General features: G+C 54.5%; 23 protein-coding genes. 14 read left to right on the top strand and 9 right to left on the bottom strand.

All coding sequences use genetic code 11. From position 1 onward, the window contains the following. Window positions 1–181 precede the first annotated feature (181 nt). Complete coding sequence (locus ATG98_RS14705; RefSeq protein ID WP_098417898.1) at window positions 182–1150, top strand: ABC transporter substrate-binding protein; 969 nt, start codon at window positions 182–184, stop codon at window positions 1148–1150. A 351-nt stretch (window positions 1151–1501) separates the two neighbouring features. Here ATG98_RS14705 and ATG98_RS14710 read toward each other — a convergent pair whose 3' ends face one another. After that, window positions 1502–2779: a glycerophosphodiester phosphodiesterase family protein gene (locus tag ATG98_RS14710; RefSeq protein ID WP_098423684.1), complete on the bottom strand. Its 1278-nt coding sequence runs from the start codon at window positions 2777–2779 to the stop codon at window positions 1502–1504. A 246-nt stretch (window positions 2780–3025) separates the two neighbouring features. Here ATG98_RS14710 and ATG98_RS14715 point away from each other — a divergent pair, with 246 nt between their 5' ends. The 3 genes from ATG98_RS14715 (at window position 3026) to ATG98_RS14725 (ending at window position 6608) form a co-directional block, all read left to right on the top strand. Further along, window positions 3026–3985, top strand: coding sequence for a TAXI family TRAP transporter solute-binding subunit (locus ATG98_RS14715; protein WP_098423686.1), 960 nt, complete (start codon window positions 3026–3028; stop codon window positions 3983–3985). Window positions 3986–4164: 179 nt separating this feature from the next. Continuing rightward, on the top strand, window positions 4165–4563 hold the full coding sequence (locus ATG98_RS14720; protein WP_228706154.1) for a DUF1850 domain-containing protein: 399 nt from the start codon (window positions 4165–4167) through the stop codon (window positions 4561–4563). Between the two features lie 26 nt (window positions 4564–4589). Then, entirely contained in the window at window positions 4590–6608 is a 2019-nt protein-coding gene (locus ATG98_RS14725; RefSeq protein ID WP_098423688.1) for a TRAP transporter permease, read from the top strand. 98 nt (window positions 6609–6706) lie between these two features. Here the strand turns inward: ATG98_RS14725 and ATG98_RS14730 are convergent, their stop codons facing one another. After that, window positions 6707–8824: a NosR/NirI family protein gene (locus tag ATG98_RS14730; protein ID WP_098423690.1), complete on the bottom strand. Its 2118-nt coding sequence runs from the start codon at window positions 8822–8824 to the stop codon at window positions 6707–6709. Window positions 8825–9034: 210 nt separating this feature from the next. Between ATG98_RS14730 and ATG98_RS14735 the strand changes: the two genes are divergently transcribed. The 4 genes from ATG98_RS14735 (at window position 9035) to ATG98_RS14750 (ending at window position 14449) form a co-directional block, all read left to right on the top strand. Continuing rightward, a complete protein-coding gene (locus tag ATG98_RS14735) occupies window positions 9035–9460 on the top strand; it encodes a hypothetical protein (RefSeq protein WP_098417904.1) in 426 nt (141 codons plus the stop codon). A 274-nt stretch (window positions 9461–9734) separates the two neighbouring features. Beyond that, a complete protein-coding gene (locus ATG98_RS14740; RefSeq protein WP_098417905.1) occupies window positions 9735–10844 on the top strand; it encodes a porin in 1110 nt (369 codons plus the stop codon). A gap of 244 nt (window positions 10845–11088) precedes the next feature. After that, window positions 11089–12252: a nitric oxide-sensing protein NosP gene (gene nosP, locus ATG98_RS14745; RefSeq protein WP_416376579.1), complete on the top strand. Its 1164-nt coding sequence runs from the start codon at window positions 11089–11091 to the stop codon at window positions 12250–12252. Then, window positions 12224–14449, top strand: coding sequence for a NahK/ErcS family hybrid sensor histidine kinase/response regulator (locus tag ATG98_RS14750; protein WP_098423694.1), 2226 nt, complete (start codon window positions 12224–12226; stop codon window positions 14447–14449). The genes nosP and ATG98_RS14750 overlap by 29 nt, the downstream gene beginning before the upstream one ends. A gap of 57 nt (window positions 14450–14506) precedes the next feature. Here the strand turns inward: ATG98_RS14750 and ATG98_RS14755 are convergent, their stop codons facing one another. Beyond that, entirely contained in the window at window positions 14507–15184 is a 678-nt protein-coding gene (locus tag ATG98_RS14755) for a response regulator (RefSeq protein ID WP_098417908.1), read from the bottom strand. Window positions 15185–15447: 263 nt separating this feature from the next. On the opposite strand from ATG98_RS14755, the gene ATG98_RS14760 reads away from it, so the two are divergent. The 3 genes from ATG98_RS14760 to ATG98_RS14770 are packed head-to-tail and all read left to right on the top strand — an operon-like array spanning window position 15448 to window position 17859. Continuing rightward, a complete protein-coding gene (locus tag ATG98_RS14760) occupies window positions 15448–16410 on the top strand; it encodes an ABC transporter substrate-binding protein (protein WP_098423696.1) in 963 nt (320 codons plus the stop codon). Next, complete coding sequence (locus tag ATG98_RS14765; RefSeq protein ID WP_098423698.1) at window positions 16407–17198, top strand: ABC transporter permease; 792 nt, start codon at window positions 16407–16409, stop codon at window positions 17196–17198. Before ATG98_RS14760 ends, ATG98_RS14765 begins: the two co-directional genes overlap by 4 nt. Next, window positions 17191–17859, top strand: coding sequence for an ABC transporter ATP-binding protein (locus tag ATG98_RS14770; RefSeq protein WP_098417911.1), 669 nt, complete (start codon window positions 17191–17193; stop codon window positions 17857–17859). The genes ATG98_RS14765 and ATG98_RS14770 overlap by 8 nt, the downstream gene beginning before the upstream one ends. A gap of 40 nt (window positions 17860–17899) precedes the next feature. On the opposite strand, the gene ATG98_RS14775 is transcribed toward ATG98_RS14770, so the two are convergent. Genes ATG98_RS14775 through ATG98_RS14790 form a run of 4 tightly spaced genes read right to left on the bottom strand, consistent with a single transcriptional unit; the run spans window position 17900 to window position 21614 of the window. Beyond that, window positions 17900–18703 (bottom strand): ABC transporter permease, encoded by an 804-nt coding sequence (locus tag ATG98_RS14775; protein ID WP_098423700.1) that lies wholly within the window; start codon window positions 18701–18703, stop codon window positions 17900–17902. Continuing rightward, window positions 18700–19425, bottom strand: coding sequence for an ABC transporter ATP-binding protein (locus ATG98_RS14780; protein WP_098417913.1), 726 nt, complete (start codon window positions 19423–19425; stop codon window positions 18700–18702). Before ATG98_RS14780 ends, ATG98_RS14775 begins: the two co-directional genes overlap by 4 nt. Further along, a complete protein-coding gene (locus ATG98_RS14785) occupies window positions 19422–20396 on the bottom strand; it encodes a YVTN family beta-propeller repeat protein (RefSeq protein WP_098417914.1) in 975 nt (324 codons plus the stop codon). Before ATG98_RS14785 ends, ATG98_RS14780 begins: the two co-directional genes overlap by 4 nt. 42 nt (window positions 20397–20438) lie before the next feature. Next, a complete protein-coding gene (locus ATG98_RS14790; protein WP_098417915.1) occupies window positions 20439–21614 on the bottom strand; it encodes an ABC transporter substrate-binding protein in 1176 nt (391 codons plus the stop codon). Window positions 21615–21778: 164 nt separating this feature from the next. On the opposite strand from ATG98_RS14790, the gene ATG98_RS14795 reads away from it, so the two are divergent. Beyond that, complete coding sequence (locus ATG98_RS14795) at window positions 21779–23008, top strand: sensor histidine kinase (protein ID WP_098417916.1); 1230 nt, start codon at window positions 21779–21781, stop codon at window positions 23006–23008. Further along, on the top strand, window positions 23005–23661 hold the full coding sequence (locus tag ATG98_RS14800; RefSeq protein WP_098417917.1) for a response regulator transcription factor: 657 nt from the start codon (window positions 23005–23007) through the stop codon (window positions 23659–23661). Before ATG98_RS14795 ends, ATG98_RS14800 begins: the two co-directional genes overlap by 4 nt. 9 nt (window positions 23662–23670) lie before the next feature. On the opposite strand, the gene ATG98_RS14805 is transcribed toward ATG98_RS14800, so the two are convergent. Further along, entirely contained in the window at window positions 23671–24213 is a 543-nt protein-coding gene (locus ATG98_RS14805) for a pentapeptide repeat-containing protein (RefSeq protein ID WP_218925871.1), read from the bottom strand. Window positions 24214–24282: 69 nt separating this feature from the next. Beyond that, window positions 24283–26100 carry a methanol/ethanol family PQQ-dependent dehydrogenase gene (locus tag ATG98_RS14810; protein ID WP_228706275.1) on the bottom strand — a complete coding sequence of 606 codons (1818 nt, stop codon included), beginning with the start codon at window positions 26098–26100 and terminating at the stop codon, window positions 24283–24285. Between the two features lie 396 nt (window positions 26101–26496). On the opposite strand from ATG98_RS14810, the gene pedF reads away from it, so the two are divergent. Further along, complete coding sequence (gene pedF / locus ATG98_RS14815) at window positions 26497–26925, top strand: cytochrome c-550 PedF (RefSeq protein ID WP_098417920.1); 429 nt, start codon at window positions 26497–26499, stop codon at window positions 26923–26925. Window positions 26926–26975 lie beyond the last annotated feature (50 nt).

Consider the following 26975-nt stretch of genomic DNA (forward strand, 5'->3'; position numbering starts at 1 on the left):
GAATTGCTTGTAACTCCTGCTCAAATCGTTACCGTTAGGGTAAGTAGTAACCGAGGTTTCAACGCTTGTCTTTTCCCTTGAACACGCGCCAATAGCGCGTATTCACCTCTCGGGAGGTCTTCCGGACCTCCTCAGCGGCCCCCGCGCCGCGTACGTTCAAATCCAAAATGGAGTACCAACCATGCGAAAATTAATGCCCGTGGCGCTTTTGTGCGCCCTGTCTGCACCCTCGCTCGCTTCCGCCGAATGCGGTGAAGTATCCATCACCAAAATGAACTGGGCCTCGAGTACTGTCGTAACACGCGTCGCCGAATTCATTATGGAACAGGGTTACGGCTGTGACGTATCGGTGATTCCTTCTGACACGGTTCCTGCCGTCACATCGGTCGCCGAAAACGGCAAACCGGATATTGTAACCGAGCTGTGGCTGAACGCTGTCAGCGAGGCGCTCCTGCAACTGGAAGAGCAAGGCAAGATCAAACGCGTGGCCGAAGTACTGGACCCGGGTGGTATCGAAGGCTGGTGGATTCCCACGTATCTGGCCGAAAAACACCCGGAATTGAAAACCATTGAAGGCATTATGGCGAATCCGGACTTGGTAGACAGCCTCTTTAACAACTGCCCGAGCGGTTGGGGCTGCCGTGTCCAAAGTGACAACCTGATCCGCGCTCTGGACCTGGAAGCCTCAGGTATCGAGATATTCGACCACGGTTCTGGTGAAACCCTGGCGACCTCCATGGCATCCGCTGTCCAAAGCGAAGAGCCCTGGTTTGGTTACTACTGGGGTCCGACTGTGCCACTTGGCAAGTACGACATGACGCGTGTAAGCCTGGGCGAGTACAAGGCAGACGTTCATACCCGTAATCAGACCCAGGATGCCGACAACCCCGGCGTTTCCGATTTTCCTGCGGCCACTATCCTGACCGCGGTCACCACCAGCTTCGGTGAGCGCGAGCCGGAAGTCGTTGAGATGCTGAGCAAAATGACCTTCAAGACCAATACCATGAGCGCTCTGCTGGCCTGGATGGATGAGAATAACGCCTCCGCCGAAGAAGCTGCGGTTTACTTTCTGAGCAACAACAGCGACGAGTGGTCCAGCTGGCTGAATGACGCAGCCACAAAGCGACTCACCAACGTGCTTGGATCTTAGGCTTTACGGCCTTCCGGGAAATCGCTGCGCCGCAGAGTCCTGCGTTCAATATGCTGAGCCCAACAGGTAATCTGCATACGCGGTGATGGTTGTGGCTCCAGATAGAGGGGAAACAGCTGAAGCGTCAATTCCCTAGTGTAAGTTGGGATAAACCGCAGGGTAAATTTACCGTCGTTAAAGGGAATCAGCAGGTTGAGTTGGTAACAATCTTGTTGCCAACCAGATCTGGCTCAACTGAAGCAGTCAACGTGTCTCTTAAGTTGTGACCAGATTCAGTTGAACACCACACAGTGAGCTAAGGTACAAGAGCTCTAATGATGGGTACCCCTTAGTTCACTGAAAGAACCGCTTTTAAAGCCCCATGCAGTTGGCGTAGTAGGTAGTGGTAGCAGGCCAGTCCGAGAAAATCCCGATTACACCCACATCCTGAGCCAGCACATCAATCACTGTGAAGGTGTCACCATCATTGTTAATGGCATCGGTGATGCTTTGATGGTACCAGCCACCGCCGTTATTGAGCGGCCCGCTGCGCTCTACTGACCAGGCAATCAGATTAAGGCCTGCAGCTTTGGCATTGATTGCGTACTCGGACGGTACGATCTGTTGGTTGTCATCTAAAGTCAGCATTTTCCAGAGCGCTGGTGCCAGAATGGGAACCCCTTGCCGGGCTAAATCTTCCATGTACGCCATTGATACGTTATTCGGCTCGTTCGGTTTTTCATCCAGAAATACGGCCTGTCGACCAAATTCGGGCATTTGATTGATCCAGAAGATAACGTCATCCAACAGGAAGGACTGTGGCCATACGTCCTCGGGGCTGATTCCAGCCTCGATGTACTCATTGATCATCTGGCGGGCATAATCTTGTTGTGAATAGCCCTGTTGTGAATAGCCCCCTTCAAAAGGCATATCAACCACCGGTGTTTTCAGTTCCGGGGTGAACTTGACGCCCAGCTCCCTGAACAGTTCGATACTTTCACGATGGCTTAACAGTGTGCCCCGAGTTGAATACAGGTCGGTACGCCAATCGGCGGTGCCGCCAAGATACGCCTCTGGCGTGGTGGCTTCAGGGTCAAATGCATCCATTTTCCCCCTGAGCGACTTGAATTCAGCCAATGTAATGTCGCTAGTGCGGCATTCGGCCTGGGCCTGTATGCCGGTGGTCGAATCGGCGGGCACAAACGGCTGGGTGCATTTGGCGTTTAACTCCGGCACGGCCACGATGTTGGTGGTGGTGTGCAGATCATTCTGGGCGTGACGGCAGACTAATTCCCGGTCTTTGGTAAAGGCGACGTCGCACTCGATGATACCGGCCCCCATTCTGGCGGCTGCTACATAGGATTCGCGGGTATGTTCAGGAAACTGTAAGGGCGCACCGCGGTGGGCAATAGAGAAATCTGACGGTGCCAACAGCTTTGTTTCACAAGCCTGCAGCGTGCTTTTCAGTGTGCCGGCGTCCATGTCGTTGATCAGGTAGTAAGGCCGGGGGCCAAGCTGAACCAACGTTTGGCTGCTTTCGGTGGTCGCCGCTTGACTGGCGTTAGCCTTGGTATTGGTATTGGTGGTGGTGCAGCCGGATAGCACCGCTAGCGAACCGATGAGCAGGGGAAGGGTACACGCGAGTTTCATCTCAGAGTCCTTTTATTGTTTGGTTGTGTGCCGTTAGTTTGAAGTTACCGACACCATCGCGATCACGAATGCGCGGTCATTTTGAATGATAGGTGACTTTTCATCAGGAGACACTCGCACCCAAGACGTGCTAGTTTCTCAATCGTTGCTTCTACGTACCCGTTGATGGCAAACAGAAGCCGGGAATTTAACACCTTCTTTATCGTCAATCATAACTATAAGTCCAATAGGGCGGAGGAAACGTTCATGCGAATTTTAAAATATGCAGTTGCCGTATCCATGCTGGCTGTTGCGCTCCCCTTGAGCGCACAACAACTCTCGATCGCTACCGGCGGCACCGGCGGCGTTTACTATCCTATCGGCGGTGGCTTCGCCGAAATGATCAATAATCATATCGAAGGCGCCAAGGCGACGGCTGAAGTAACCGGCGCGTCGGTTGAAAATATGGGTCTGATCATGCGCGGTGATGCGGATCTTGCGCTTGCACTGGCAGATACGGTCTATCAAGCGTATACCGGCACTGATAACTTTGAAGATCGCCAGATCAAAAATATTCGCGCGCTGGCTTCGGTTTACCCCAATGCCGTGCAGTTGGTGACTCTGGCGGAATCGGATATTAAGTCGATTGCGGATCTGGCAGGTAAGAGGGTGTCAGTGGGCGCACCGGGCAGCGGCACAGAGCTCAATGTGCGGGCATTACTGGAAGCGAATGGCATTAGCTACGACGATTTCGCGCCGCAGCGTCTTAATTTCAATGAAACGGCTGATGCGATTCGTGATGGCGATATCGACGCCGGTTTCTGGAGTGTCGGCCCGCCGACCAGCTCCATTCTTAACCTTGCCGCAACACGCGATATCCGCCTGATTAGCCTCTCTGGCGAAGAAGTCTCCAATGCACAGAAAGAAGTGGCGGTTTTTGCGCCGTTTGAGCTGGCAGCAGGCATGTATGACGGTATGACTGAAGCGGTTCAGACCATTGGCATTCCCAATGTGCTCGTTGTTAATGCGGATATGGACGAAGAGTTAGCCTATCAGTTGACGCGATTGCTGTTTGAAAATACGGATGAGCTGATTGCCGTTCACCCCGCGGCGAACGACACCACCGTGAAATTCACTATGGACTCCACGCCGGTGCCTCTGCACCCGGGTGCACTTCGTTACTTCGAAGAAGTTGGCGCTGTTATCCCGGATCGTCTGCGCCCTTAACTGTGAATGGTGAACTAGCTGTACAAAGGCAATGCGGCACTGTTCTGTCACGCTTTGCGTTCGCCAAGCATTTCGGAACTGCTTTGTTGCTGATGTGTTTGCCGCTCGCCGGGGCCGGGGCATCTCCCGCTCCGGCGATTTCGTCTGACCGCCTTCAAGTTGTTACTGAGCAAGGCGAAATGCTGGTTGATATCGCTGTTTTACCGGGAATGCGCTGGTGCATTGAGTGGAACCACTCGGTGCAAAAATTTGCCGTGCTGGATTGTTATCGAAACGTTGCCGGTGTGATGCAGTTAGAGCGCAGTCACCAGCCCGATTTTGCGGCGGGTTTAGGCCATACGGTAGGGCGGGGTGAGCAAGTCTCTGACGGAGAAGGCGGCTACTGGATCAATGAAATTGACGAACCAGTGGTCAATAATCGATACGTTTTGCGTGTGGGCGCTGATGCGGTGAATCACCGCGTGGTATGGCTGGCAGGCGATCACCGTCGAGAAGTGAGTCTGAGCGACCTCGCTTCAGGACAACGCGTTACTGTTCAGCTAATCAAACCCGCACCGCCCAGCGTGAATTATAAGTAAGCCAGACAACGTCTGACGAGGACTTCATGAACGAATCCAAACAACCGCCGACCACAATGCCGAGGGAAAATGTGATTCAACCTCGCACGGTGTTATGGGCCATCACCTTTGTGGCGGTGGGTCTTTCCCTGTTTCAGCTTTATTCCGCCGGTCTTCAGCCCTTAGGGCTTTTTTATCAGCGCAGCATCCACCTGGCACTCATCATGGTGTTGGCATTTTTAATGTTTCCAGTCTTCGGCCCAACCCGTAAACGCGGGGTAATAGGATGGGGCCTGGACGCGCTATTTTTAGCCGGTGCCTTACTGACGGGCGGCTATCTGGTGCTTAATCTGGACGAGATTTTCAGCCGTGCGGGTTTTTGGAACAATACCGACATTCTGGTTGGCTGTATTGCCACGGTGACCGTGCTGGAAGCCAGTCGCCGTGCAGTGGGTTTTGGAATGACTGTGATTGGCCTGCTGGCGATTGTGTACGCGTTTGCCGGCCCGCGAGGCGAGCTGCCTTGGTTGGGCCAATGGATGCCGGGAATTCTGGAGCATCGCGGCTATAACATTGATCGTGTTGCCGGCCAGCTTTATCTTGGGCAAGAAGGTATCTTTGGCTTGCCGCTGGGCGTGGCGGCGACCTTTATCTTTATTTTTGTACTGTTTGGAGCCTTTCTGGAGTGCACCGGTGCCGGTAAATTCTTTATCGATATGGCTTACGCCGCCACCGGCCGCCAGCGCGGTGGGCCCGCCAAGGCGGCGGTGTTAGCCTCGGCGGGCATGGGGTCTATTTCCGGTAGTGCCATTGCCAACGTGGTCACTACGGGCGCCTTTACCATTCCGCTAATGAAGCGGCTGGGTTATCAGGCCAAACAGGCAGGTGGTATCGAAGCCGCGGCCTCTACCGGCGGGCAGATTATGCCGCCGTTGATGGGCGCAGGTGCCTTTTTGATCGCCGAGTACACCAATACGCCGTACCTGGAGATCGTTAAGGTTAGTATTTTGCCGGCGATTATGTATTTCGCCACGGTTTATCTGTTTGTGCACATCATTGCTCTTAAGCAGGGTATGCAAGGGCTGCCCAAAGAAGAACTGCCGCAGATGCGTCAGGTAATGAGGGATGGTTGGCACTTTCTGCTTCCGCTGGCCATGCTGGTTTGGCTACTGGCGATGAGTATGTCGCCGATGCGGGTGGGCTTCTATGCGGTGGTGACAATAGTGGCGGTAGCCGTGTTGCGCTACTCGCTGTGGTTTTTTGTGCTGGCGCCCCGGCAGGGGCAACCGGTGACCGTTACAGCCGTCAAAGATATTATACGTGCCGGCTTGGCCAAGCTTGTAGAAGGCCTGGAGCTAGGTGCGCGCAACGCGGTGGCGGTGTCTATGGCGTGCGCTGTTGCCGGGATTATCGTCGGGGTGGTTGGCCTGACCGGTTTAGGCCTGAAATTCTCCGCCATGATGCTGGCCTTCTCTGGTGGTAACCTTGTTCTAGCGTTGGTGATGGTGTTGTTGGCCAGCCTGGTTCTGGGTATGGGGCTGCCGGTAACCGCCAGCTATATCGTATTGATTGTGCTTGTCGGGCCTGCATTGACGGCTGAGTTCGGTGTGCCACTGCTGGTCGCGCACTTGGTGGTGTTCTGGTACTCCCAAGACTCCAACGTAACGCCGCCAATAGCCCTGGCAGGATTTGCCGGGGCGGCAATTGCGGGCAGTAAACCGATGGAAACGAGCTTCCAGGCGTGGAAGTTTGCCAAGGGGCTTTACTTGATTCCGCTGTTTATGGTTTTTAATCCAGAAATCATCATGGGCGGCCCCGTACTGTTGGTGGCTTGGAACGCAATCATTGCCATTCTTGCATTGGGTGCCTTTGCGGCAGCCTTGGAAGGGTATTTGTTTACCAGTATGTCCTGGCTGCCTCGTCTGGCTATTACTGCGGGAATTTTTGGTGTGTTTTACCCCAGTCTGATGACTGAGATTGCCGGTGTGGTGGTGATGGTGTTTGTCATTTCTGCTAACTGGCTTGCGAGCAAACGCGAAGCGACGGCGATAGCCGTCAGTGGTTAATCGCTGGTCGGTAATGAGTATGTAAGACAGATCTATTGCCTGAAAAACCCAGACCCGCAATGAAGTTGATTCATAGCATTCAGGCCTTCCCCGGCCTGTTAAGGATTGCCAGCGTCGGTGGCCAGTATGTGGGCTTGGCGCTGGCGTTTTTTACTCTGCAGGCGCTTGTCTACGCACTGTTCTTCGTCGTTGAGTATCACCACGCATTCCAGGCATTGAATGCATTCGTCGTAATCAATCCTTCCGTCTTTGCGAATGGCGTTAATGCCGCAGGCGTTCTTGCAATGCTGGCAAGGGGTGCCGCACAACTCCACCCGGTCCAGCCAGCTGAACAGCCTTAGCCGGCCGATGATCGCCAATCCGGCGCCCAATGGGCATAGGTAGCGGCAATAGAATTTGTTGATAAACATCCCGATCACCAGCAGCCCGACGGCGTAAACCACAAACGGCCAATGACGCACAAAAAGCAGGGTGATGCTGGTTTTGAAGGGTTCCACTTCGACCAGCTTTTCCGCCAGCGTAAGCGAATAAAAAGCCGTGCCTACCAAGCCGATCAAAAGAGGGTACTTGATAAGAATCAGGCGGCGATGCCATCGCTCTGGCACTTTGATCTGACGCAGGCGAAGCTTTTCGCCCAGCCAGGCGGCCATCTCCTGAAGTGCACCAAACGGGCACAACCACCCACAGAACAGGCCGCGGCCCCAAATGAACAGGCTGATAAAGGTATACACCCATAGAATGAAAATAACGGGGTCGAGTAAAAACACATTGAGAGAAAAACCATCCCAGATCGCCAGAAAAAGCGTGTAGATATTAACCACCGACAACTGGCCCTGAGCGAAAAAGCCAATGTAAAACAGGGTAAAAAACAGAAAACCCCAGCGAAACCGGTGTACCAGTTTTGGGTGGCGGCTCAATGTTTTTTGGCGGGCGAAAAAAACCGTCAATACCGTGAGAGCTGTTAGCAAAATGGCGATTTGCCACCAGCGCTGCTTCCACAGACCAATCCATATAGGCTCGCGTTCATCCATAAACGAATGGGCAGGCTCTACCGTTTCAAACAAATCCGAGTTGAAGCGAACAGGCACTTTCATAATGGTGCTGTCGATTACCAGATGGTTACGGGCAAGTTCGATGTGAAAATTCAACGTCGCATCGGCTCCGGGACTAAAGCCAGCGCTTCCGCCCATGCGGAAGAAATTCTGTGCCGCCAGATCCGGCATGCCGGCGGCCTGAAGTTCCAGACCTTGGTCGGATAGGTTCAGGTCGCGCATTTCCACGGCCAGCCCGTTCTGAATCAGGCTAATCCGCTCTGGATTACTGCCGGGTATAAAGCTTTCGGATACATGGGGAAAGGCTCCGCCGGACAGCACCAGCATCACCTGCGCGCCCGGGTCTATGTAAGCCATCAACTTTTCGTAGCCCTCGTCGCCCAACAGGTTGCGGCCCACCATAGGGGCGTTGATATAGCCAAAGAACAGCTCGCTGAAAGGGTCGTTGTCAGTACCCTCAAAATCCTGGGGATAGTCCGCAAGTGGGCGGCCAAGCTCAGATTCGATGGCCTCTCGGCTTAGCCGCCAATGGCCAATGTAGCCGCGTTCAAGCAGCTGTTGCCAGCTGAGCCTTTCAAAGAAGTCTGGTTTTGCCCGTGTTTGTGCGGCCTGTACAAAACCCGCCAGTTTGTTGCGGGCTACTTTTAAGGCCGATGAAAGTAGAGTGTCATTGATGATTAGCACAGAGACGGTGGCTTTGCTGACACCGTCAAAATACACCGTGTTTCCGTCACTGGTCCGTCCCGGCCGGCCGGTATTGGATGTGTTTATAATGATCTGTTCCCGCAGTGACTGCCCTTTGTATTGATTAACAAAGTCGAACAGCGGTTCTTCTCCCAGGCCGTGTAAGAACACCGGTTCGTGATGATTCAGCACTTTTACGCCGGTAAAGCGGCCACGGGTGTCCATGCCTACCAGCATGCTGATGGGCTGGCCGGCGAATCCCTGCAGCCTGCTTAAGTCAATGGACTCGTAGGCATAGCCCAGTAGCTCTTGCAGCTGGTAAACGGGATACACCGAAAAGTCTGCTAATTTATCTTCAATAACCGTTGCCGACGGAAACAGTTCCTGTATCAGTGCCTTTTTGTCTTCGGCGAGTTCGGCCTGAGCTACGGAAAAACAGGCAACAAAGCAAATAATAAGGAGCGTGATGCGCCCGATCATGGGTTACTCCTGTTATTTTTCTGGTGATAACTCCTATGCTATTGGATTTGCGTTCTGGCTCAATGCGACCTCAGAGCCAGCCATCTGCTACTTTACGACTACTTTTACGGGATAATTTTTCTACCTTGGGTCTTAAGGCTTGCATGGTTACCTGCTGCTGGAGTTATGATCAAGAATTCCTAAGATGTTGGTCAGGCAACTAATGGTGAAATGATGACCAGTCGCTCCGAACAAAAGGTCAGTTTGACAGGCGATTTTGTTGCATTGCTTGGATTGATTTTTGTTGTCTGGACATGGGTATCCGTCGCCCTTCCAGAACAGGGCAAACCGGTCGTAACCGACGTTACGCTGGGCGGCTGGCAGGGAACGGTGGAATCAACCGAGGGGACATCCTCTTCCGGGGACGCGATACCGCAGCCTTCGATTATCGGCTTTCCGCCTCTGGCACTCAATTTCCATGCCCTGCACCTGTTGGCTTTTGAAAGGCCTCCTGCACGACTTCTCGGTTACCCCGGCCAGTCACAGGCGCCGCCCTCACTGCTTCCGACATTTGCAAATGCAGGATTTTACTTGCCTGTATACTGGCAAGTTGTGTCTGACAAAATGATTTTAAGCAAAGAGGAAACCCTGGGGTAAAACGTCCCATGGTGGTGAAAGTCGCGACAGACTTATTTAACGGCTCTTTGCCCCTTCGGGGGCTTTTTTTTGGGGCTCGTGTGTACTGGTCGAAATGCTCTTATCCCAAAGTGCAGATTTCTAAGCCCTCCCAAATAAGCATGAAACCGACTCCCCCGGCGGATACCTCGGTTATCAGCGTTCGCCGATTATGGAGCTCAAGCGAAAGATCTCGCTTGCGGCGCCGCTAAATCAGCGCCTCGTTCTGAATGTCCAAACATACCCCGGGGGAATTATGAACAATAATAAAATCAGACGGTCAGGCCTGGTCATTGTGATGGCGGCTGCAATGGGAGCCAGTGCGGCGGCGAATGGGGCGGTGGAGTTGTATAACGAAGACGGCACTTCTTTTTCTGTTGATGGTTATTTCAACGCCTTTTACGTAAATCGTGACAACAATGTAAACAATACCCGCGACTCCCGCGTGAAAATGGGTTTCTTGCCCAACACCATCGGCTTTAACTTCAGCAAAGAGATGGGCGATCTGACTCTGGGTGGTCGTTCGTCATTCTGGACGTCGATCAACGACAGCTTGGACGACGGCTTAGCAACTGATACGGCTATTGATGTGCGTCAGTTCTACGCCACCGTTGATGGCAGTTTTGGCCAGGTGTTGATTGGTAAAGATTTTGGTCTGTACGCCCGTTCTAACATTTTTCTGGATGAAATCCTGATGGGCTTCGGCTCTCCGGGCGTTGCGGGCGGTGTGTCATTCGGAAATATTCGCGCCGGCTACCCGTACCCGACGCCGTCAGCCCAGATAACCTACCGCGCTCCGGAAATGTCCGGTTTTAACATTGCTGTTGGTGTTCTGGATCCTGCAGACACGGTGACCGGTACCGCAGCTGATGAAAACGCTGCACCGCGCTTTGAATCTGAGGTGACTTATGCCACCACTTTGAGCAACGTAGCGCTGACCGGCTGGGTGAATGGCCGTTATCAATCTGCGAAAAATGGTAGCACCACCGTCGACAGCACTGGCGTTGGTTACGGCCTTAAAGCAACCGTTGCGGGGCTGACTCTAGCGGCGTCTGGCTTTACGTCAAAGGGTGATAATCCGGTGTTGATTGGCAACACGGCGGTGACCGAAGACGATGCCGACGGATTTTTAGTGCAGGGCGCCTACGCTTTTGGCGCTAACCGACTGGTGCTGTCTTACGGCGATACGGATGCCGAAATTCTGGACTTTGAAACCGAGAGCACCACCTTAGGCTTCTTCCACGATGTGAACAGCAATTTCAAGCTGGTGGCGGAATACAACATGTTCGAACAGCAGAATCGCACGACCGGTGCTACCACCATCGACGCCGACACCATCGCCCTTGGCGCGATTGTAATGTTCTGACGAAGCGTTATCACAAGCGGTGAAGCCATGGCTTTGCCGCCTTGTTTGCTTTGCCGGCTAGAACTAAAGTGCTGGTTTTCTGATGGGTGTACCGACCTTGCTGTTTGGCATTGATAAAGGAGTTTTCTAATCAATGGCTTACGAACATTTTGGTGCGCCTATAAAAAGCACTGAAGTTGCATTGGCGAACCGCCCGCAGTCCGTAGAATATTGGAGAAGATCTTTTTCTGCGGAATTACTCCCTATGCAGTCAGTAACGACTCAGCCCGCTGTTGGTGTAGCCAGTACCTGCCTTCGCGAGCCGTTTTTGGCAGCGAACAGTCTGGCCAGTCAACTTAGCCACTCGCACTTGGGCTGTGTCCTGTTTTTCTGTTCCGCAGAGTATGACTTGGAGAGGCTTGGGCCGGCTTTGCAGCAGGTGTTTCCGAATGTGCGCCTGTCAGGTTGTACCTCGGCAGGTGAAATTACCACCCGTGGTTATGATCGCGGGTGCATCACCGCCATCGGCTTCGATAGCCGCTTTTTCGCGATCGACTGCGCGCTGATTCGTGAAATGGACCGGTTTTCGCTCCTTGATGCGCAAAATGTTATTGACGGCCTGCTAACGAATTGTCGTAACGCGCGCCTGGCACCCATCAAAGGCAATACGTTTGCCATCACCCTATTGGATGGGCTTTCAAGCCGTGAAGAGTTGGTACTTGCCACGCTGAATGCGGCGCTCGGCAGCATTCCGCAATTCGGTGGGTCGGCTGGCGATGATGAGCGCCTTGCTAACACCCATGTATTTCACGACGGCCGTTTTCACGCTGGCGCAGCCACGGTGATGTTGGTGAATACGCCTTTAGACTTCCGGGTATTTTCCAGTCATCACATGACAGAAGGGCAGGAAAAGCTGGTGGTCACCCGTGCCTGTTCAGACAGCAGAACGGTGTATGAACTAAACGCCGAGCCTGCCGCAGATGCCTACGCCCGAGCGGTTGGCGTTGCTACCAGCGAGCTAGACCGCACTGTATTCGCGCTGCGCCCGTTGGGCGTGAAAGTTGGCGGTCACTATTTTGTGCGCTCCATTCAATGCGTTAACCCTGACAAAAGCCTGACGTTTTATTGCGCGGTCGAGACCGGGATTGTAATGACGTCTATGGAGCCGCAGTCGCTGTTAGACAGCGTGCGTGAACAGCTTGAAATTTCAGAGAATATTATTGGACCGCCATTAGTTACCATCGGCTGCGATTGCTTTCTGCGCCGCCTTGAAGCCGAAGTCACCGGTAAGGCAGAAGAAGTGTCGGCGTTTTTACGGCAGTACAAGGTGGTTGGTTTTAACAGCTACGGCGAGCAGTTTAACGGTATGCACATCAACCAGACATTTACGGGGGTGGTTATTGGCCAGCCTGACGCCGGTTCCTTTTAACGATCAGGCGCACCTGAGCGCGGCGCTGATTCGACGTATTGATCTGCTGGAAGCTGAAAATGAACGCCTGCGCAAAATTCGCGATGCGTTGATTGTCAGGGTGGAATCGGGAGCGGCCCAAAAACCTGAACCTTATGCTGCGTTTGAGCACTCGGTGGTGCTGGCGGAACAAGTGCGTGAACGCACAGAAGCGTTGAACGACGCCATGGACGAGCTCCGTGGCAGCAACAAGGCGCTGAATCGGGCCCGCGAGGAAGCGGAAACAAGCCGTCAACGTCTTAGCGACGCTATTGAAAGCATCGCGGATGGTTTTGTGTTGTTTGACCACCGCCATCTGCTGGTTCAGAGCAACAGCCGCTTTCGCAGTTACTGGCGCCACGCCGGTGTTGCCATGCCCGCTGCGGGTACCAGTATCGAAATCGTTCGAAATCTGGCGTTCGCGTCGGGTTTGGTTGTGGAGGAACACCGCGAGCCTGATTCAGACGGCGTGGTGTTTCTGCTTTCAAATGATCGATGGGTACAAATGACCGAAAGACCTACCCGAGAGGGCGGCTTGGTGGTGCTGTATTCCGACATCACCGATGTAAAAAACAGTGAAATGGCGCGCCGAATCAAAGCGCTTGAGGAGAGTGAGCGCTGGATTCGCGTGGTCACCGACCATGTGCCGGCGCTGATCGCGTATGTGGGCGCCGATTTGACCATTCAGTTCTGTAACCAGGTTTACGAAACTTGGTATGGCCGTGACGGCGAGTCACCTCTGGGCAAGCGTCTTGACTATGTGCACTCTGAGGAACTGTATCAGCGGCTACTACCGCAGATGCTGGAAGTACTGGCCGGTCATAATGTCAACTTTGAATTTGAAGAAACCGGCGAAGAGGGCCAGGTGCGGCATATGCTGCGCTCTTACGTTCCGAACTTCGACGAACAAGGTGATGTTGTCGGCTTTTTTGTGCTCATTCGAGATATTACCGAACGTCGTAAAACGGCACTTGCCCTAGAGCAGGCCTATGATGATCTTGAATGCCGCATCAAGGAGCGCACGTCGGCTCTGACCGAGGCGAAGCAGGAAGCGGAACAGGCTAACCTGTCAAAAACCAAGTTTTTGGCCGCGGTCAGCCACGATTTACTGCAACCCCTGAATGCCGCCAGGCTATTTACCAGTGCTTTATTAGAGCAATCCTTTGGCCCAAGAGCCGAGGGCCTGGTGCGTTCGGTCAGTACCTCTTTGGATGATGTGGAAAATCTGCTGGGCACTCTGGTGGATATTTCCAAGCTGGATGCCGGTGTCATAAAACCAGACGTGACCGCGTTTGATCTGCGTGATTTGTTGAATAATATCGCCCGTGAATGCCAGCAAATGGCCATTGCTGTAGATCTTATTCTGGATTTTGTGCCGTCTTCGGCCATCGTGGAGTCCGACTCCCAGCTGTTGGCCCGCATTCTGCGAAATTTTCTGACTAACGCAATCCGCTACACTAGCAGTGGCCGAATTTTGCTGGGCTGCAGGCGACAAGCGGGGCACGTGCTGGTGCAAGTTTGGGACACCGGGCCTGGCATCCCGCACGATAAACTCGGCGAAATTTTCCAGGAATTCAAACGAATTCGCCCGGAGGGATCACGCCCCGACAAAGGTTTGGGCCTGGGCCTTGCCATTGTGGATAAAATTGCGCGGATGTTAGATCACGATATTACGGTGTCGTCGGTGGAAGGCAAAGGGTCGGTGTTCAGTGTGCGGGTGCCCTTGGGGCAATTGCAGCCCAGGTGTGCAGCAACAGAAGTGCAGCACGTGGCGGCGAGGCACGGCATGGAAGGCGCAAGGATTTGGGTGATCGATAACGATCGCGCTATCTGCGAAGGTATGAAAACTCTATTGGAAGGCTGGGATTGCCGGGTAACCTGCGCCATTTCACTGGCGGATCTGGAACGCCAGCTTGATCCGGTGACCAGCCCGGTGGACCTGATACTGGCGGACTATCACCTTGATAATGACGAAACCGGAGTGGATGTGGTGGCCAGCGTTAATGGTCGACGGCATTACCCCGCTCCGGTTGTGATGATTACCGCCAACTACACCAACGAACTGAAGCAGCAAATTCGTGACTTGGGCTACGTGCTGATGAACAAGCCGGTCAAGCCATTGAAGCTCAGAAGTACGCTTAACCATCTGATTGGCGGGCCAGAGTGGATGAAGCGCTGAACAACCACCCAAGTGGAGCGATGCCGGCCCTGTAAACTCTGTAAAGCGGGTGGTTAGTTAGCGCTTCAAATATTGACTGAAGTCCACATCGCTGGCGGACAAAATAGCCTGCACCCGGTTGTGTACGCTGAGTTTGCGCAATATTGCAGAAACGTGAGCCTTAACGGTGGTTTCGGCAATGTTCAGGTTGTAGGCAATCTGCTTGTTGGATTCACCCTTGGACATTCGCTCCAGTACCAGTAACTGGCGCCGGGTCAGGGAGTTGAGCAGCTCGGGGGAAACCGGGTTGTCATCGTTACGTCGGCGGCGCCCAGCGCTTTCTTTGCCGGTACGGATGATGTCAGAGGGCAGATACACGTTGCCGTTGAGTATTTGTTGAATAGCTTCTGTCATCTTAACCCGGGGCGAAGATTTGGTGATAAAGCCCACGGCGCCGTAGGTAATGGCTTGCAGCACTACCTGTTTTTCTTCCTCGGCTGACACAATCACCACCGGAATGGTGGGCGCTTCGTTGCGCAGGGTAATCAGCCCGTTCAGACCGTGCATGCCGGGCATATTCAGATCCAGCAGAATCAGATCGAGATCGTCGTTTTCCTTAGCAATTATCAGCGCACTGTCCAGATCGTCGGTTTCGAGGATCTCGCTGCCTTCAAAGCCTGATGCGATAACACTGCTAATCGCTTCGCGAAACAATGGATGATCATCGGCAATCAGGATCTTGTAGACTGGCTCCATGAACGTTTCTACCTGTTTTTTTCATTATCGAGGATTGCTGCGGGCTTATCATAGCCGGTTTCGGGCGAATGTGCGGCCTGCGGACCTCTGGTTGTTATTGTAATAAGTCTATTACACGTTATATCGGGGTTGCGTTGAATGCGACCATCGCACCAAAAAACAGACACTAAAGTACAATTCTTACGCGTCGCCTTGGTTCGTATTGTGTAGGAATGAATCAATCACAACGAATTTTACGTTTTCCTGTCCTTGCTGGCATCGCTATGTGGGTTGCGATTCAGTGTTTTGGATCTACTGCTCTGGCAGGGTCAGACACGCCAGACCCAGAACTGCCGGAACTGTCGGTTAGTGTGTTGCAGTTTGGTACGGCGCACTGGGAGCTGGACCACATCGTACATCAGCAGCTGGACCGCAAGCATGGCTACCGCCTGGCTTTGAGGGTGGTTGCTAACCTTTCGGCATCGCACCTTGCCGTTGTCAGTGGCTCAGCGAATGCTGCTGTTGCCGATCTGCTTTGGACTCAGTCACGGTATCAGGCCGGCAGCCCCTATCTGTACCTACCTTTTTCATCCCGGATTGGCGACATTGTGGTGCCGGAAAGCTCTGGCGTGCGTAACCTGGCCGACCTTCAAGGGCTGCGTATTGGCGTAGCCGGAGGCCCGGACAGCAAGGGCTGGGTGTTGCTACAAAAGGTGGCTTCCCAGCAGGGTATCGACCTTGCAGGTTCGACAGAGGTCCAGTTTGCCGCACCGCCGCTGCTGAGTCAGGGGCTTAAGCGGGGGCAAATGGACGCCATCGTTACCTACTGGCATTTTGCCGCGCGCCTGAAGGGAGAGGGCGGGGGCGAGAGTGGCTGGCGTTCGGCTTTTGGTATGACCGATTTGCTGATTGCTATGAACCTGGACCCTGATTTGCCCGTGCTGGGGTATGTGTTTCCGGAAAAATGGGCAAACGAACACAAAGAGTTGATTGACCGTTTTGCCGGTTCGGTTGCTGAAGCAAAAGCAGAGCTTGCAGCCCGGCCGTCTGACTGGCAGCGATTACGGCCACTGCTACAGAATCCGGAAGTTGGAGTGTTCAATGCCCTGCGCGACGGTTTCATTGCCGGAAATCCGGAACCTCTGACGGACGATCGCGTTGCTGACTTGAGGGAGTTGTTGGTTCTGACGGCTGCCGACGCGGGTTCGCTTATGCCCGCGCGACTGTTTTACCGGCCGCAGCCATGACCAAAGGCGGAGGCGCCTCGAAACTGGGGCGGCCGCCGGTATGGACCTACTGGATTGTATTGCCATCGGTGCTTGTGCTTTGGGCGGTGGTGTCGTGGCTGCTTCAGTCACCGCTGCTACCATCGCCATCGGATGTGCTAAACAGCCTGATGCGGGAAGCCAGTTCCGGTGATCTTTGGTACCATCTGTCAGCAACCCTGCGCCGAGTTGTGCTGGCGTTTTTTCTGGCGATGTCGCTGGGCATTCTGATTGGCGTGGTAATGGGGAGGTCAACCTTCATCAACGCTCTTTTTGATCCACTACTCGTTCTGCTGCTGAACCTGCCTGCACTGGTTACCATCATTCTGATGTACGTCTGGTTTGGCCTCGTTGAGTCGGCAGCGATCATGGCGGTGGTCATCAATAAAGTTCCCAACGTTGCCGTAACAGTGCGCGAAGGCGCCCGCAGCCTCGACTTCCGGCTTGAGAACATGGCAACGGTGTATCGATTCAGCCGTTGGCAGCGATTCCGCGACGTCTGGGTGCCGCAACTGTTTCCCTACCTGATGGCTGCCACCAGGGGTGGCCTGGCCCTTATCTGGAAAATCGTGCTGGTGGTGGAATTGCTCGGCCGCTCCAGCGGGGTGGGTTTTCAGCTCCAGATGGCTTTCCAGATTTTCGACGTGGCCACTATTCTTGCCTATAGCCTGGCGTTTATTGCCGTGGTCCAGCTGATAGAGCTCGCCATTCTGCAGCCGTTAGAGCGCCGATCCAGCCGCTGGCGCCAGCCGGAGCAGGCTCATGCTTGAGCTGCGCATTGCTGGCCGCGATTTTGCTCAGCCGGTGTTGGGCGAAATCACCACGGTGGTGAAGCCCGGCGATCGCATTTGCCTGCTTGGCCCCTCCGGCATCGGCAAAACCACCTTGCTGAACGCCATTGCCGGCCTGGATTCGAAGGTGCCGGAAAGCTCCATTATCGGCCGCCGATCGGTTCGAACGGGGTATTTGTTCCAGGAACATCGCCTGTTGCCCTGGCGCAGCCTGAGAGCCAATCTGGAACTTGTGGGGGCCTCGGCGTCAGAGGCTGACGACTACCTTGCCCGGGTAGGTTTGGTCGGTTACGGCCATTATCTGCCAGATCAGCTATCTCTGGGTATGGCCCGTCGCGCCGCATTGGCTCGGTGCCTGGCGGTGAAGCCCGAGTTGCTGCTGTTAGACGAACCCTTTGCGTCTCTTGACCCGGTTATGGCGGGTGATCTTAAACGGCTGATCGTGGGAATTCTGGATGCCAATCCCGCCATGGCGATGATCTGCGTGACCCACGATGGAGGAGACGCCGTAACTCTGGCCAATCGACTGTGGTATCTCGATGGCCAGCCGGCGCGACTGCAGTGGGATGGCTCGATTGAGGAGCCCGGTCAGATTGAGCGTCTGTTAGGAAAACTAAGAGAGTCTGAACGAGCGGGCTAGAGAAAAGTCCGGGCATTAAGCGTTGAATACAGCCCAATATTCAGGCCGGCTTAGTGCCCAATATTTTGGTTCTCTGTGGCCGAAAGCCCGCCGTGGCCAGAATAACCAGTACCACGGTAACCCCCGCACTCACCCCCCAGGCTAACGGACTCCACTGCAGGTACAGCGAGAAACGAATGGTTTCCACCGCATGGGTAAACGGGTTGAACTGGCACACCCAATACAGCCAGGGGCTGGCTTCGTTCATGCGCCACAGCGGATAGAGCGCTGAAGACATAAAAAACATCGGGAAAATGACAAAGTTCATCACCCCGGCAAAGTTTTCCAGCTGCTTGATCCAGGTGGCTATTAACAGTCCCAGCGCGCCGAGCATCAAACTTGTCAAAATCAGCGCCGGCAGTACGGCAAGGTAACCCCATGTAGGCGGTTCTACATCCACTAACAAAGCGATAAACAGGAAGATATACACCTGAATGACCGACACCACGCCCATGGCCAACAGTTTTGTGACCAGCAGAAAGGGCCGTGGCAGCGGGCTCATCAATAACACCCGCATGCTGCCTAGCTCGCGGTCATACACCATCGACAGCGCGCCCTGCATGCTGTTAAACAGAATGATCATGCCGCACAACCCGGGTGCAATGTAGGTTTCGTAGGTGATGTAGGTTTGATAAGGCGGAATAATCGAAATACCAAGGACTGCGCGAAAACCGGCGGCAAACACCACCAGCCAGAGCAGCGGGCGAACTAGCGCGCTGGCAAATCGGGTGCGCTGTTGCCAGAAGCGCAGCCATTCACGGGTTTGAATGCCGGCAAAGCAATGCCAGTAGGCCGCGGGTTTCATGAGCCAACTCCGGTGAGCAATTCAAAGGTTTCAGCCAGGGTAGTAGTGCCTGCTTGGCTGCACAGTTCTTGCCCGGGGCCATCTGCCAACAGTCTGCCCTGATGTAAAATCATAACCCGGTCTTGTGCTGCAACCTCCTCAATCAAGTGAGTGGCCCAGAGCACCGTCAGATTGTCGTCAGCGCACAGTTGGCGAACGTGGTCGTTCAGAGCCTTGCGACTGGCGATGTCCAGCCCCGCGGTGGGTTCATCCAGCAGCAGCAGTGTCGGTTGATGCAGCAAGGCGCGGGCAATTTCCACCCGGCGCCTATGGCCTCCATTTAGCGCCCTTACGGGGTCGTTGGCCCTGTCCAGCAAACCGAAGCGCTCCAGCTCCTGGTCGCCCCGCAGCCGCGCCTGTTTGCGCGAAAGTCCATGCAGCGCGCTGTGATACATCAAGTTCTGGCGCACCGATAAATCAAGGTCTAGCGCATTTTGTTGAAACACCACGCCAATCTGGCGCATGGCCTCGGCAGGGTGTTTTTTCAGTGATTGCCCGGCGAACAGTATGTCACCTTGCTGCAGCGCCAATAGCCGGGTCAGCAGGCCGAAAAGGGTCGACTTTCCAGCACCATTGGGGCCCAGTAGGGCGTGGAAACGCCCGCTGTCGAGGGCAAAGCTGATGTCGGTCAGTACCGGTTTTCTGCCGTAGCAAAAACCGATATTCCGTGCTGTCAATGTCATGAGTTTGGGTCGATAACCACACCCCACGGGTAGCGGCCTACCTTGATGGATTTGATGACTTTCATATCCTCAATATCAATCACTGACACATCGCCAGACACACCGTTGGTGGTGTAAAGCTGGGTTTCGTCTTTGTTTAAATCCAGCTGCCACACTCGGCTGCCCACCAGCAGGTAGTCCAGCACTTCGTAAGTTTTGGCATCTACCACAGCCACGTGATTAGAGGGACCCAGGGCGACAAAAGCGTATTTGCCATTAGATGTTAGCTCAATCCCCACGGGCTGCACCCGGTCTTGATTTACGCCGGGCACTTTGAACGACATTTCATGAATTTGCTCGAGTTTGTCCACATCAATAATGTGCACGGAGCCGCCGATTTCGGCGGAGGCCCAGGCAATTTTGCTGTCATCGCTGAATTCCACGTGGCGCGGGCGCTGGCCAACCACAATGTTCTTTTCGATTTCAAACGTCTCGGTGTTGATCCAGTGCAGCATGCTGGTGGTTTCTGACGTGTTCACAGCCCACTTGCCATCCGGGCTTACGGCCATGCCTTCGGGTTCAATGCCGACATCTATCTGGGCCAGAACCACTTTGGTGGTTACATCCACCACGGTCACAATGGCGTCGTCTTCGTTGGCGATGTACAGATGCTTGTTGTTAGGGTGCAGTGCGAACTGCTCCGGGTCTTCACCTGAGGGCAGGGTGTCGACAATCTTGCGGGTAGCCAGGTCTAGCACCTGAACGGTATCGTCGTCGCTGGCGCAGATGTACAGCTTGGTGAAATCCTTGGACAACAAAATGCCCCGTGGCCGCGCGCCAACATCAATGGTGTCAACAACCTCCATGGTTTCTGTGTCAATAACAGACAGGGTGTTGTCCTTTTCATTGGACACATAAGCCAAGCTTGCCATTGCGGGCGCGGACAATCCGATCAGGGTGGCCAAAGCCGTTTTTCTGAGCAGCGATTTCATCGAAAAACTCCTCTTTATTCTGAATGGCGAGCGCTCAGGCGATCAGCCGTTAATACGACACGTGCTTTCCGGCTCATCAAAGCCGAGAGTATCCATTTCTGTTAGCGGGTGAATAAAGCCTTCAAACGGTGCGGTTGCCACCAGCCCCCGTGGGTGCACCAGCGGAATCGGCTGGCGTAGCTGACCATTCCACTGACGATAGTTCAGCTTCCGGCCTTTAAAAGCCGCCAATTGAAAGCGGTCACTGAAGATAAGCTGGCGAACGCTGCTGGCGTCGGCCTGGCCGATCTGGGTAACGGCGGTGCCCACAGAGCGCACGGCGGCCCAGACTGCGTAATCGGCGCTGTTCATATCGCGGCCCGCCAATTCTTGAAAACGGCTTTGCAATTGCGCCGCACCCCAGCTTTCAACCACCCGGTGCCAGGCTACGGGCGACATGCCTTGGGTGCCTACCACCGGCCTTGGCAGCCAGGTGTTAAACGGCACGTACTCGCCAAAATCACCGCGCACGTCGGCCACCACCACCGCATCGTACTCTCTGGCCTGGGTGAACAGCGGTAATTCTTTGGAGGCTGTGCGGCGCAAATCGGCGTCGAAGGTCCAGGGTTTGTCTTCAATAATGTCTATGCCAAAGCGCTTGGCTGAGCGGCGAAAGGCGTTGGCCCAGGCCACATCGGCCTCGGTGGGGCCGGTGATCAGGAACACCTCGTTCCAGCGCCGCATTTGCAGCCATTGACTAAGGGCATCTGTCAGCATGGCGTAGCTGGGAATGGTGTGCAGCAGGTTGTTGTGGCACTCGCTGGTGCGCAGTGCATCATCTGCAGCTCCTGCGTTGAACACCAATGTATCGGACGCGGCTTTGTCCATAATGGCGGTCAGTGTGCTGGCGGGTGCGTTGACCACAAACAATTGCACACCTTCTTGCTGGAGATTTTCAAACGCAAGAATGGCGGCCTGTTCCGAATCCGCCACGTGAGTGGCCAGTTCATAGCGATGGCCCATGAATTTTCCGGTGGTGCTGTTGTCAGCCATAGCAAGTTCGGCACCCCGCAGGCCAGCGTCCGCTGGCTCGGGAAGCACGTTTGACAGAACTGGACCTGAGTCTGGCGTCCACTGCACGTAGCCGACTTTTACATCCACAGTGTCTGCCGCAACGGAAGGCATCGCAGCCAGGGTGATCAATAGAAACGTGGCGGTCAGGGATGCAGATCGAAACATGAGGCTCTCCGGATTTTTATTGTGTAACCAGCTTAGTGAAGGGTAAAAGTCCCGGGAATATTCAGAAAGTAGGAAACTGCCAGTACTAAAGGACTATTCCGCTCTCAGGCAGCCTGTTTAGCATAGTAGAAAGTTCTTTCCACGCCCTGAGGCGGACAATAACAATGACGGCTTTCCGAAGAGTTTCATTGCTGATGCTGACGCTGTTTACGATTATTTATGTCATGGGTGGCGTGTTGTATGTGCAGCAGGCCCGCTTTGATATTGAGCGAGAGTTGGCGGCGGTATCCGGCCTTGCGAAAACGCTGGGCGCAGCGGAAAACGTGCATCCAGAAGTGGTACAAAGTCTTCGCCACATGCGCCCTGCTAAGGGCCCGGAGTTGGCTGTCGACCACGAAGTACCTCGCTGGTTTGCCAATGCGGTTACCGGCGACCGCGCTTATGCTGTGGTTAATGGTTGGCGCATAGATCCGGCTGACGAAGTGGAAGAAGTGTGGGAAGGCTTTGTGTTGATATCCGCCTCTTACACTGTGGGTATGCTTCTATGTTTCCTGGCGCTGTTCTGGATGGTAAAACAGGGGCTGCGGCCGTTGACTAATCTGGCCGGTGCCATGGCGTCCGTTGCCGACGGTTGCCTGGCGTCGCGTTTGCCTGGCCAGCGTATTGTCGAGCTGGACACTTTGGCGCAGCGCTTTAATCAGATGGTTTCGGCGCTCGAAAACGAGCAAAAAACCGTTAGCCGCCTGCTCAATGAGTTGTTGCAACTGCAGGACAGGGAACGTGAGCATATTGCCAGAGTGTTACACGATGACCTTGGCCAGTACCTGACGGGTATTCGTGCCCAGGCCAGAAGCTGGGTTTATGATCCGGAACTGAATGAGCGCCAGAAACAGCAGGCGCGGGATCTGGCCGGGCACTGTGAAACCGTGCAACAGCACTTTCGTCATTTACTGCAGGATTTACACCCGCTGGTGATGGAACAGCTGGGCTTGGCGGGCGCTATTCAGCACCTGGCCGAGCAGTGGCAGCACCTGAGCGGGTTGGACTGCCAGCTGACCATGGATGAACAACTGGCAGAACTGTCCGGCGAACAACAAACGCACCTGTATCGATTCTTACAGGAAGCCCTAAACAACGTATCGCGTCACGCCAACGCAACCCGAGCTACTCTGGCGGTCAAGCAAAATGCGGATGAGCTGCACATTGAGCTGTGTGATAACGGCGCGGGCGCCGACAATTTTCCTGAAAAAGCCGGACTTGGTTTGCGCTCTATGCGCGAGCGGGCGCGCTGCATGGGCGGTCGCGCAGAGTTTCTGAGCCGGGTAGGCGAGGGCACACGCATACAACTGACAGTGCCGTTGAATTTACCCTGTGCCACGGGAGGCATGTTATGAAGCTGATGATTGTAGATGACCATCAGGTGGTTCGCCAGGGCATTGCGAACCTGCTGCGTTCGATGATTTCCGGCATTGCCATTACCGAGCTGGAAACCGGGCAGGAGGCGGTGAGTCAATATGGGCAATGTCAGCCAGATGTACTGCTGCTGGATATGGGGCTGCCGGATATTTCCGGGCTTGAAGTAGCGCGGCGCATTCGCCAGCGTTGGCGCGGTGCCGCTATTCTGTTTTTTACCATGCACGATGAGCTGCCCATGGTGCGCCAGGCGTTGGATGTGGGCGGCATGGGTTTTGTATCGAAAAGCTGTGCGCCGGAGGAGTTAGCCGAAGCGGTCAAACGGGTGGCGGCGGGTCAGCCTTATATTGAGCACCCCATTGCCACGCGTTTGGCGATGAATCGTGAGCGACCTGTGGATCACCGCTTGAAAGACATGACCCAGCGGGAAATGGAGGTGCTGCTGATGTATGCCCGCGGCGAGAATATTGCGGGCATCGCTGAACGGCTTTGTATCAGTAGTAAAACAGTGTCTAATCATTTGGCGTTGCTGAAAAACAAGCTACAAGTCAACTCCTCTGTGGAGCTGATTCACCTGGCTGTAGACGCTGGCCTGGTGCGCTATGGCCAGCGGGGTGCTGGCCAAAGTCAATGATTTTACCAGTCAAACGGACAGCCCGTGCATCCCTCCATATAAGTGCCCTCGAAGGTAGCGTAATGAATGCGGCTGTCGGTCAGGTTGGCCAGGCCAAGTTTTGCTTCCTTGCAGTTTGGCCCCGGCAAATCGTGAAAAGTCAAAATTGGCGCCGGTCAGGTCTGATCCGCTAAAGTCTGTGCCCTGTGCAAACAGATATTCGCCTTGCATGCCTTGGAGTTTGGCGTTTCGCACTTTTGCACCGCGCATGCTGGCCCGGTAAGCCTGCAGCCGGTAACCCGTAATGTTGTCAAGGTTGGCACTATCCAGGTTCGCAGCACGCAGGCTGGTGTGGTTAAGATTGGCGCCGCTCAGGTCGGCACCTTTAAAATTGGCACCGCGCAGGTCCATGTTCGACAGATCGGCGCCTTGAAGATTTGCGTCAACGCATTGTGTTTGGGGTTCCAGTACGCAGCCGTTAATAACCGGCGATTGGTCTTCACCCGCCATGTAATCGCCGGCTATTACCGGTGCTGTGAGTAATAAAAGCGAAGCGCTGATAAACGGTTTCATGAGGCAGACTCCACAATAAAGGGATTGATTTGGGCCTAGTGCAAACACCCGGCCCAAATGGCTGATAACTTATCGCGAAGCCTGTGCCCATGAGGGAAGTTTGAACACCCAGAACGAACCGCCCTGGGATATAGGCTTGGTCAGCTCGGCCATATCGCCGCCCCACAAGGGAACAGCACCGCCGTAACCGGAAGCCACACCAACGTATTGTTCGCCGTCCATTTCCCAAGTGATAGGCGATGAAATAATTCCAGAGCCGGTCTGGAACTGCCAAAGCACTTCGCCATTTTCCGAGTTGAACGCTTTCAGATAGCCATCGCCGGTGCCGGTAAACACCAGCCCGCCTTTGGTGGTGAGCACACCGCCCCACAGTGGCATATTTTCTTTGTGTTCCCACTCAATCTCGCCAGTGACCGGGTCCATAGCGCGCAAGATACCGACGTGATCGTCGTACATGCGCTTGATACGGAAGCCCTGGCCCAGGTACGCAGCGCCTTTGTTGTAGGTGACTTCCTCAGTCCAATAGTCTTCTTTCCAGTGGTTAGCCGGAATGTAAAACAAGCCAGTGTCTGGGCTGTAAGCCATCGGGTTCCAGTTCTTGCCACCCAGGAAGGGCGGCGACACTTCAATGGATTCGCCGCGGGTTTCGCCATCCTTTACCGGCGGTGGGCGTTGGTTTTTATTTTCCACCGGGCGGCCATCCTCGCCGATGTGTGAGGCCCAGGTGATGTTGTCGACAAACGGGAAGCCCTTTTTAAATTCGCCGTTGGCTCGATCGACCACATAGAAGAAGCCGTTGCGGTCCGCGTGGCCTGTGGCTTTTACCGTTTCTCCGTCTTCGGTGTATTCAAACAGAACCAGTTCGTTGTTGCCGGAGAAATCCCAGGCATCATTAGGCGTATGTTGGTAGAACCACTTCACTTCACCGGTGCTTGGGTCTACGCCCATCTGGCCCGAGGTGTACAGGTTGTCGTAATCGGCCGGATCGCCGCCGGGAGACGTGCGGTGCCAGGTGTTCCACGGGGCCGGGTTACCGGCGCCAATGATGATGGTGTTGGTTTCAGCATCAAAACTGGCGCTCTGCCAGGGTGCTCCACCGCCTTGGCTCCAGGCCGCGACCTTTCCGGTTTCGGTGCTAGGGTCGTCAGGCCAACTGGGTGCACTGGCATCGCCGGTGGGCGTGCTCTTTTCGCCGTTCAGCCGCCCGTAGTGACCTTCTACAAAAGGCCGCATCCACACTTCTTTGCCGGTTTCCGGATCGCGGGCATAGAGCTTGCCGACAATGCCGAATTCATCACCAGAGGAGCCGTGAATCAACAACACCTTGCCGGTTGTCTGGTCTTTCACCAGCGTTGGCGCGGCGGTCATGGTGTAGCCGGCTTCGTGATCGCCGAACTTCTCGCGCCACACGACTTTACCGGTGTCTTTGTTCAGGGCAACAACGCCGGCATCCAGCGTGCCAAAAAATACTTTGTCGCCATAGATAGCGGCGCCGCGGTTTACTACATCACAGCATGGACGAATGCCTTCAGGCAGGCGGTGGGAGTATTCCCACAGGCGTTTACCGGTTTTTGCATCCAGGGCGAAAATTCGCGAATAGGAGGCGGTTATATAAATAATACCCTCGTGAATGATTGCCTGGGATTCCTGTCCGCGCTGTTTTTCGTCACCAAACGAGAAAGACCAGGCCGGCACGAGACGCTCTATGTTTTTTCGATTCAACGTGTCCATCGGGCTGTAACGCTGGGCCTTTGGGCCAATGCCGTAGCCTAATACGTCGTGGGTGGTTTCGGCATCGCTGGCGATGTCTTCCCAGGTAACGCCAGTAGCGTGACTTTGGGTGGCAACCAGTCCGGTTGTTGAGCTCAGAAGAAGGGCCAGGCCCATTCCGCGGATCAGTGGGTGTTTTTGGCTTGTGATGTTCATGTGTATTCCTCACGTTTTTGTTGTGATGTCTTCGTTGCTGCTGTCGACCCACTGAGTATTATCCTGAGGCGCCGCTCGCGGCGACGGCAAAACCCACCCAAGAATCAGGAAAAAGCCATAAAAATTCGGGAAAAATGCCCTTACGTCCGCTTTGTTGCTGATAAGTGGTCAGTTTCAGCAGACTTGTTGAGGTTGTCGTGCTTTGGCCTTCGCTCTGACTGTCTACTACCAAGGAACTAAGCCGAAACCTCCAAAGTGGCATTCGGATTCGCTGACACGTTTCTTACAATGGTTGCAGTTACTGGCGTCTCATGAATCCAATAGCCAGCGCACGGGGAATCAACAGAGGTAAGAATCATGGCAATCTCTTTTTCATTCAAAGCACTGGCAGCGGCCGTCTTACTGGGCACGGCGGGTTTGGCGATGGCGCACGGCAATGTCACCCCACAAGCGGTAGATACCGGCAACCTCCCGGTATTAGGCGCCGATCTTCTGCTTGAAAACCCGTTCCGTGAGGGTGGTTCCCACGGTGATGCGAACGCTCTGGCTGTGCAGATTGGTGAAAGCGCCTACGCGGGCAACTGTGCTGCTTGCCACGGAATTCGGGCAATGTCTGGCGGCTTAACGCCAGATTTGCGTGAACTTGAAGCATGGGACGATGAGTACTATATGGGCCGGGTACAGAATGGCACCGACCGAGGCATGCCGTCTTGGAAAAAAACGTTGGATCAAAACGCGATATGGGCCATCAGAACCTATGTTGAATCCTTGCCAAAGCCTGAGTGAATGGTGCTGGCCAAAATTATTTTCGGTTCGTTACCGGGCTGGCATTGTGC

Origin of the sequence: Marinobacter sp. LV10R520-4, assembly GCF_002563815.1 — a bacterium.
GTDB lineage: Bacteria > Pseudomonadota > Gammaproteobacteria > Pseudomonadales > Oleiphilaceae > Marinobacter.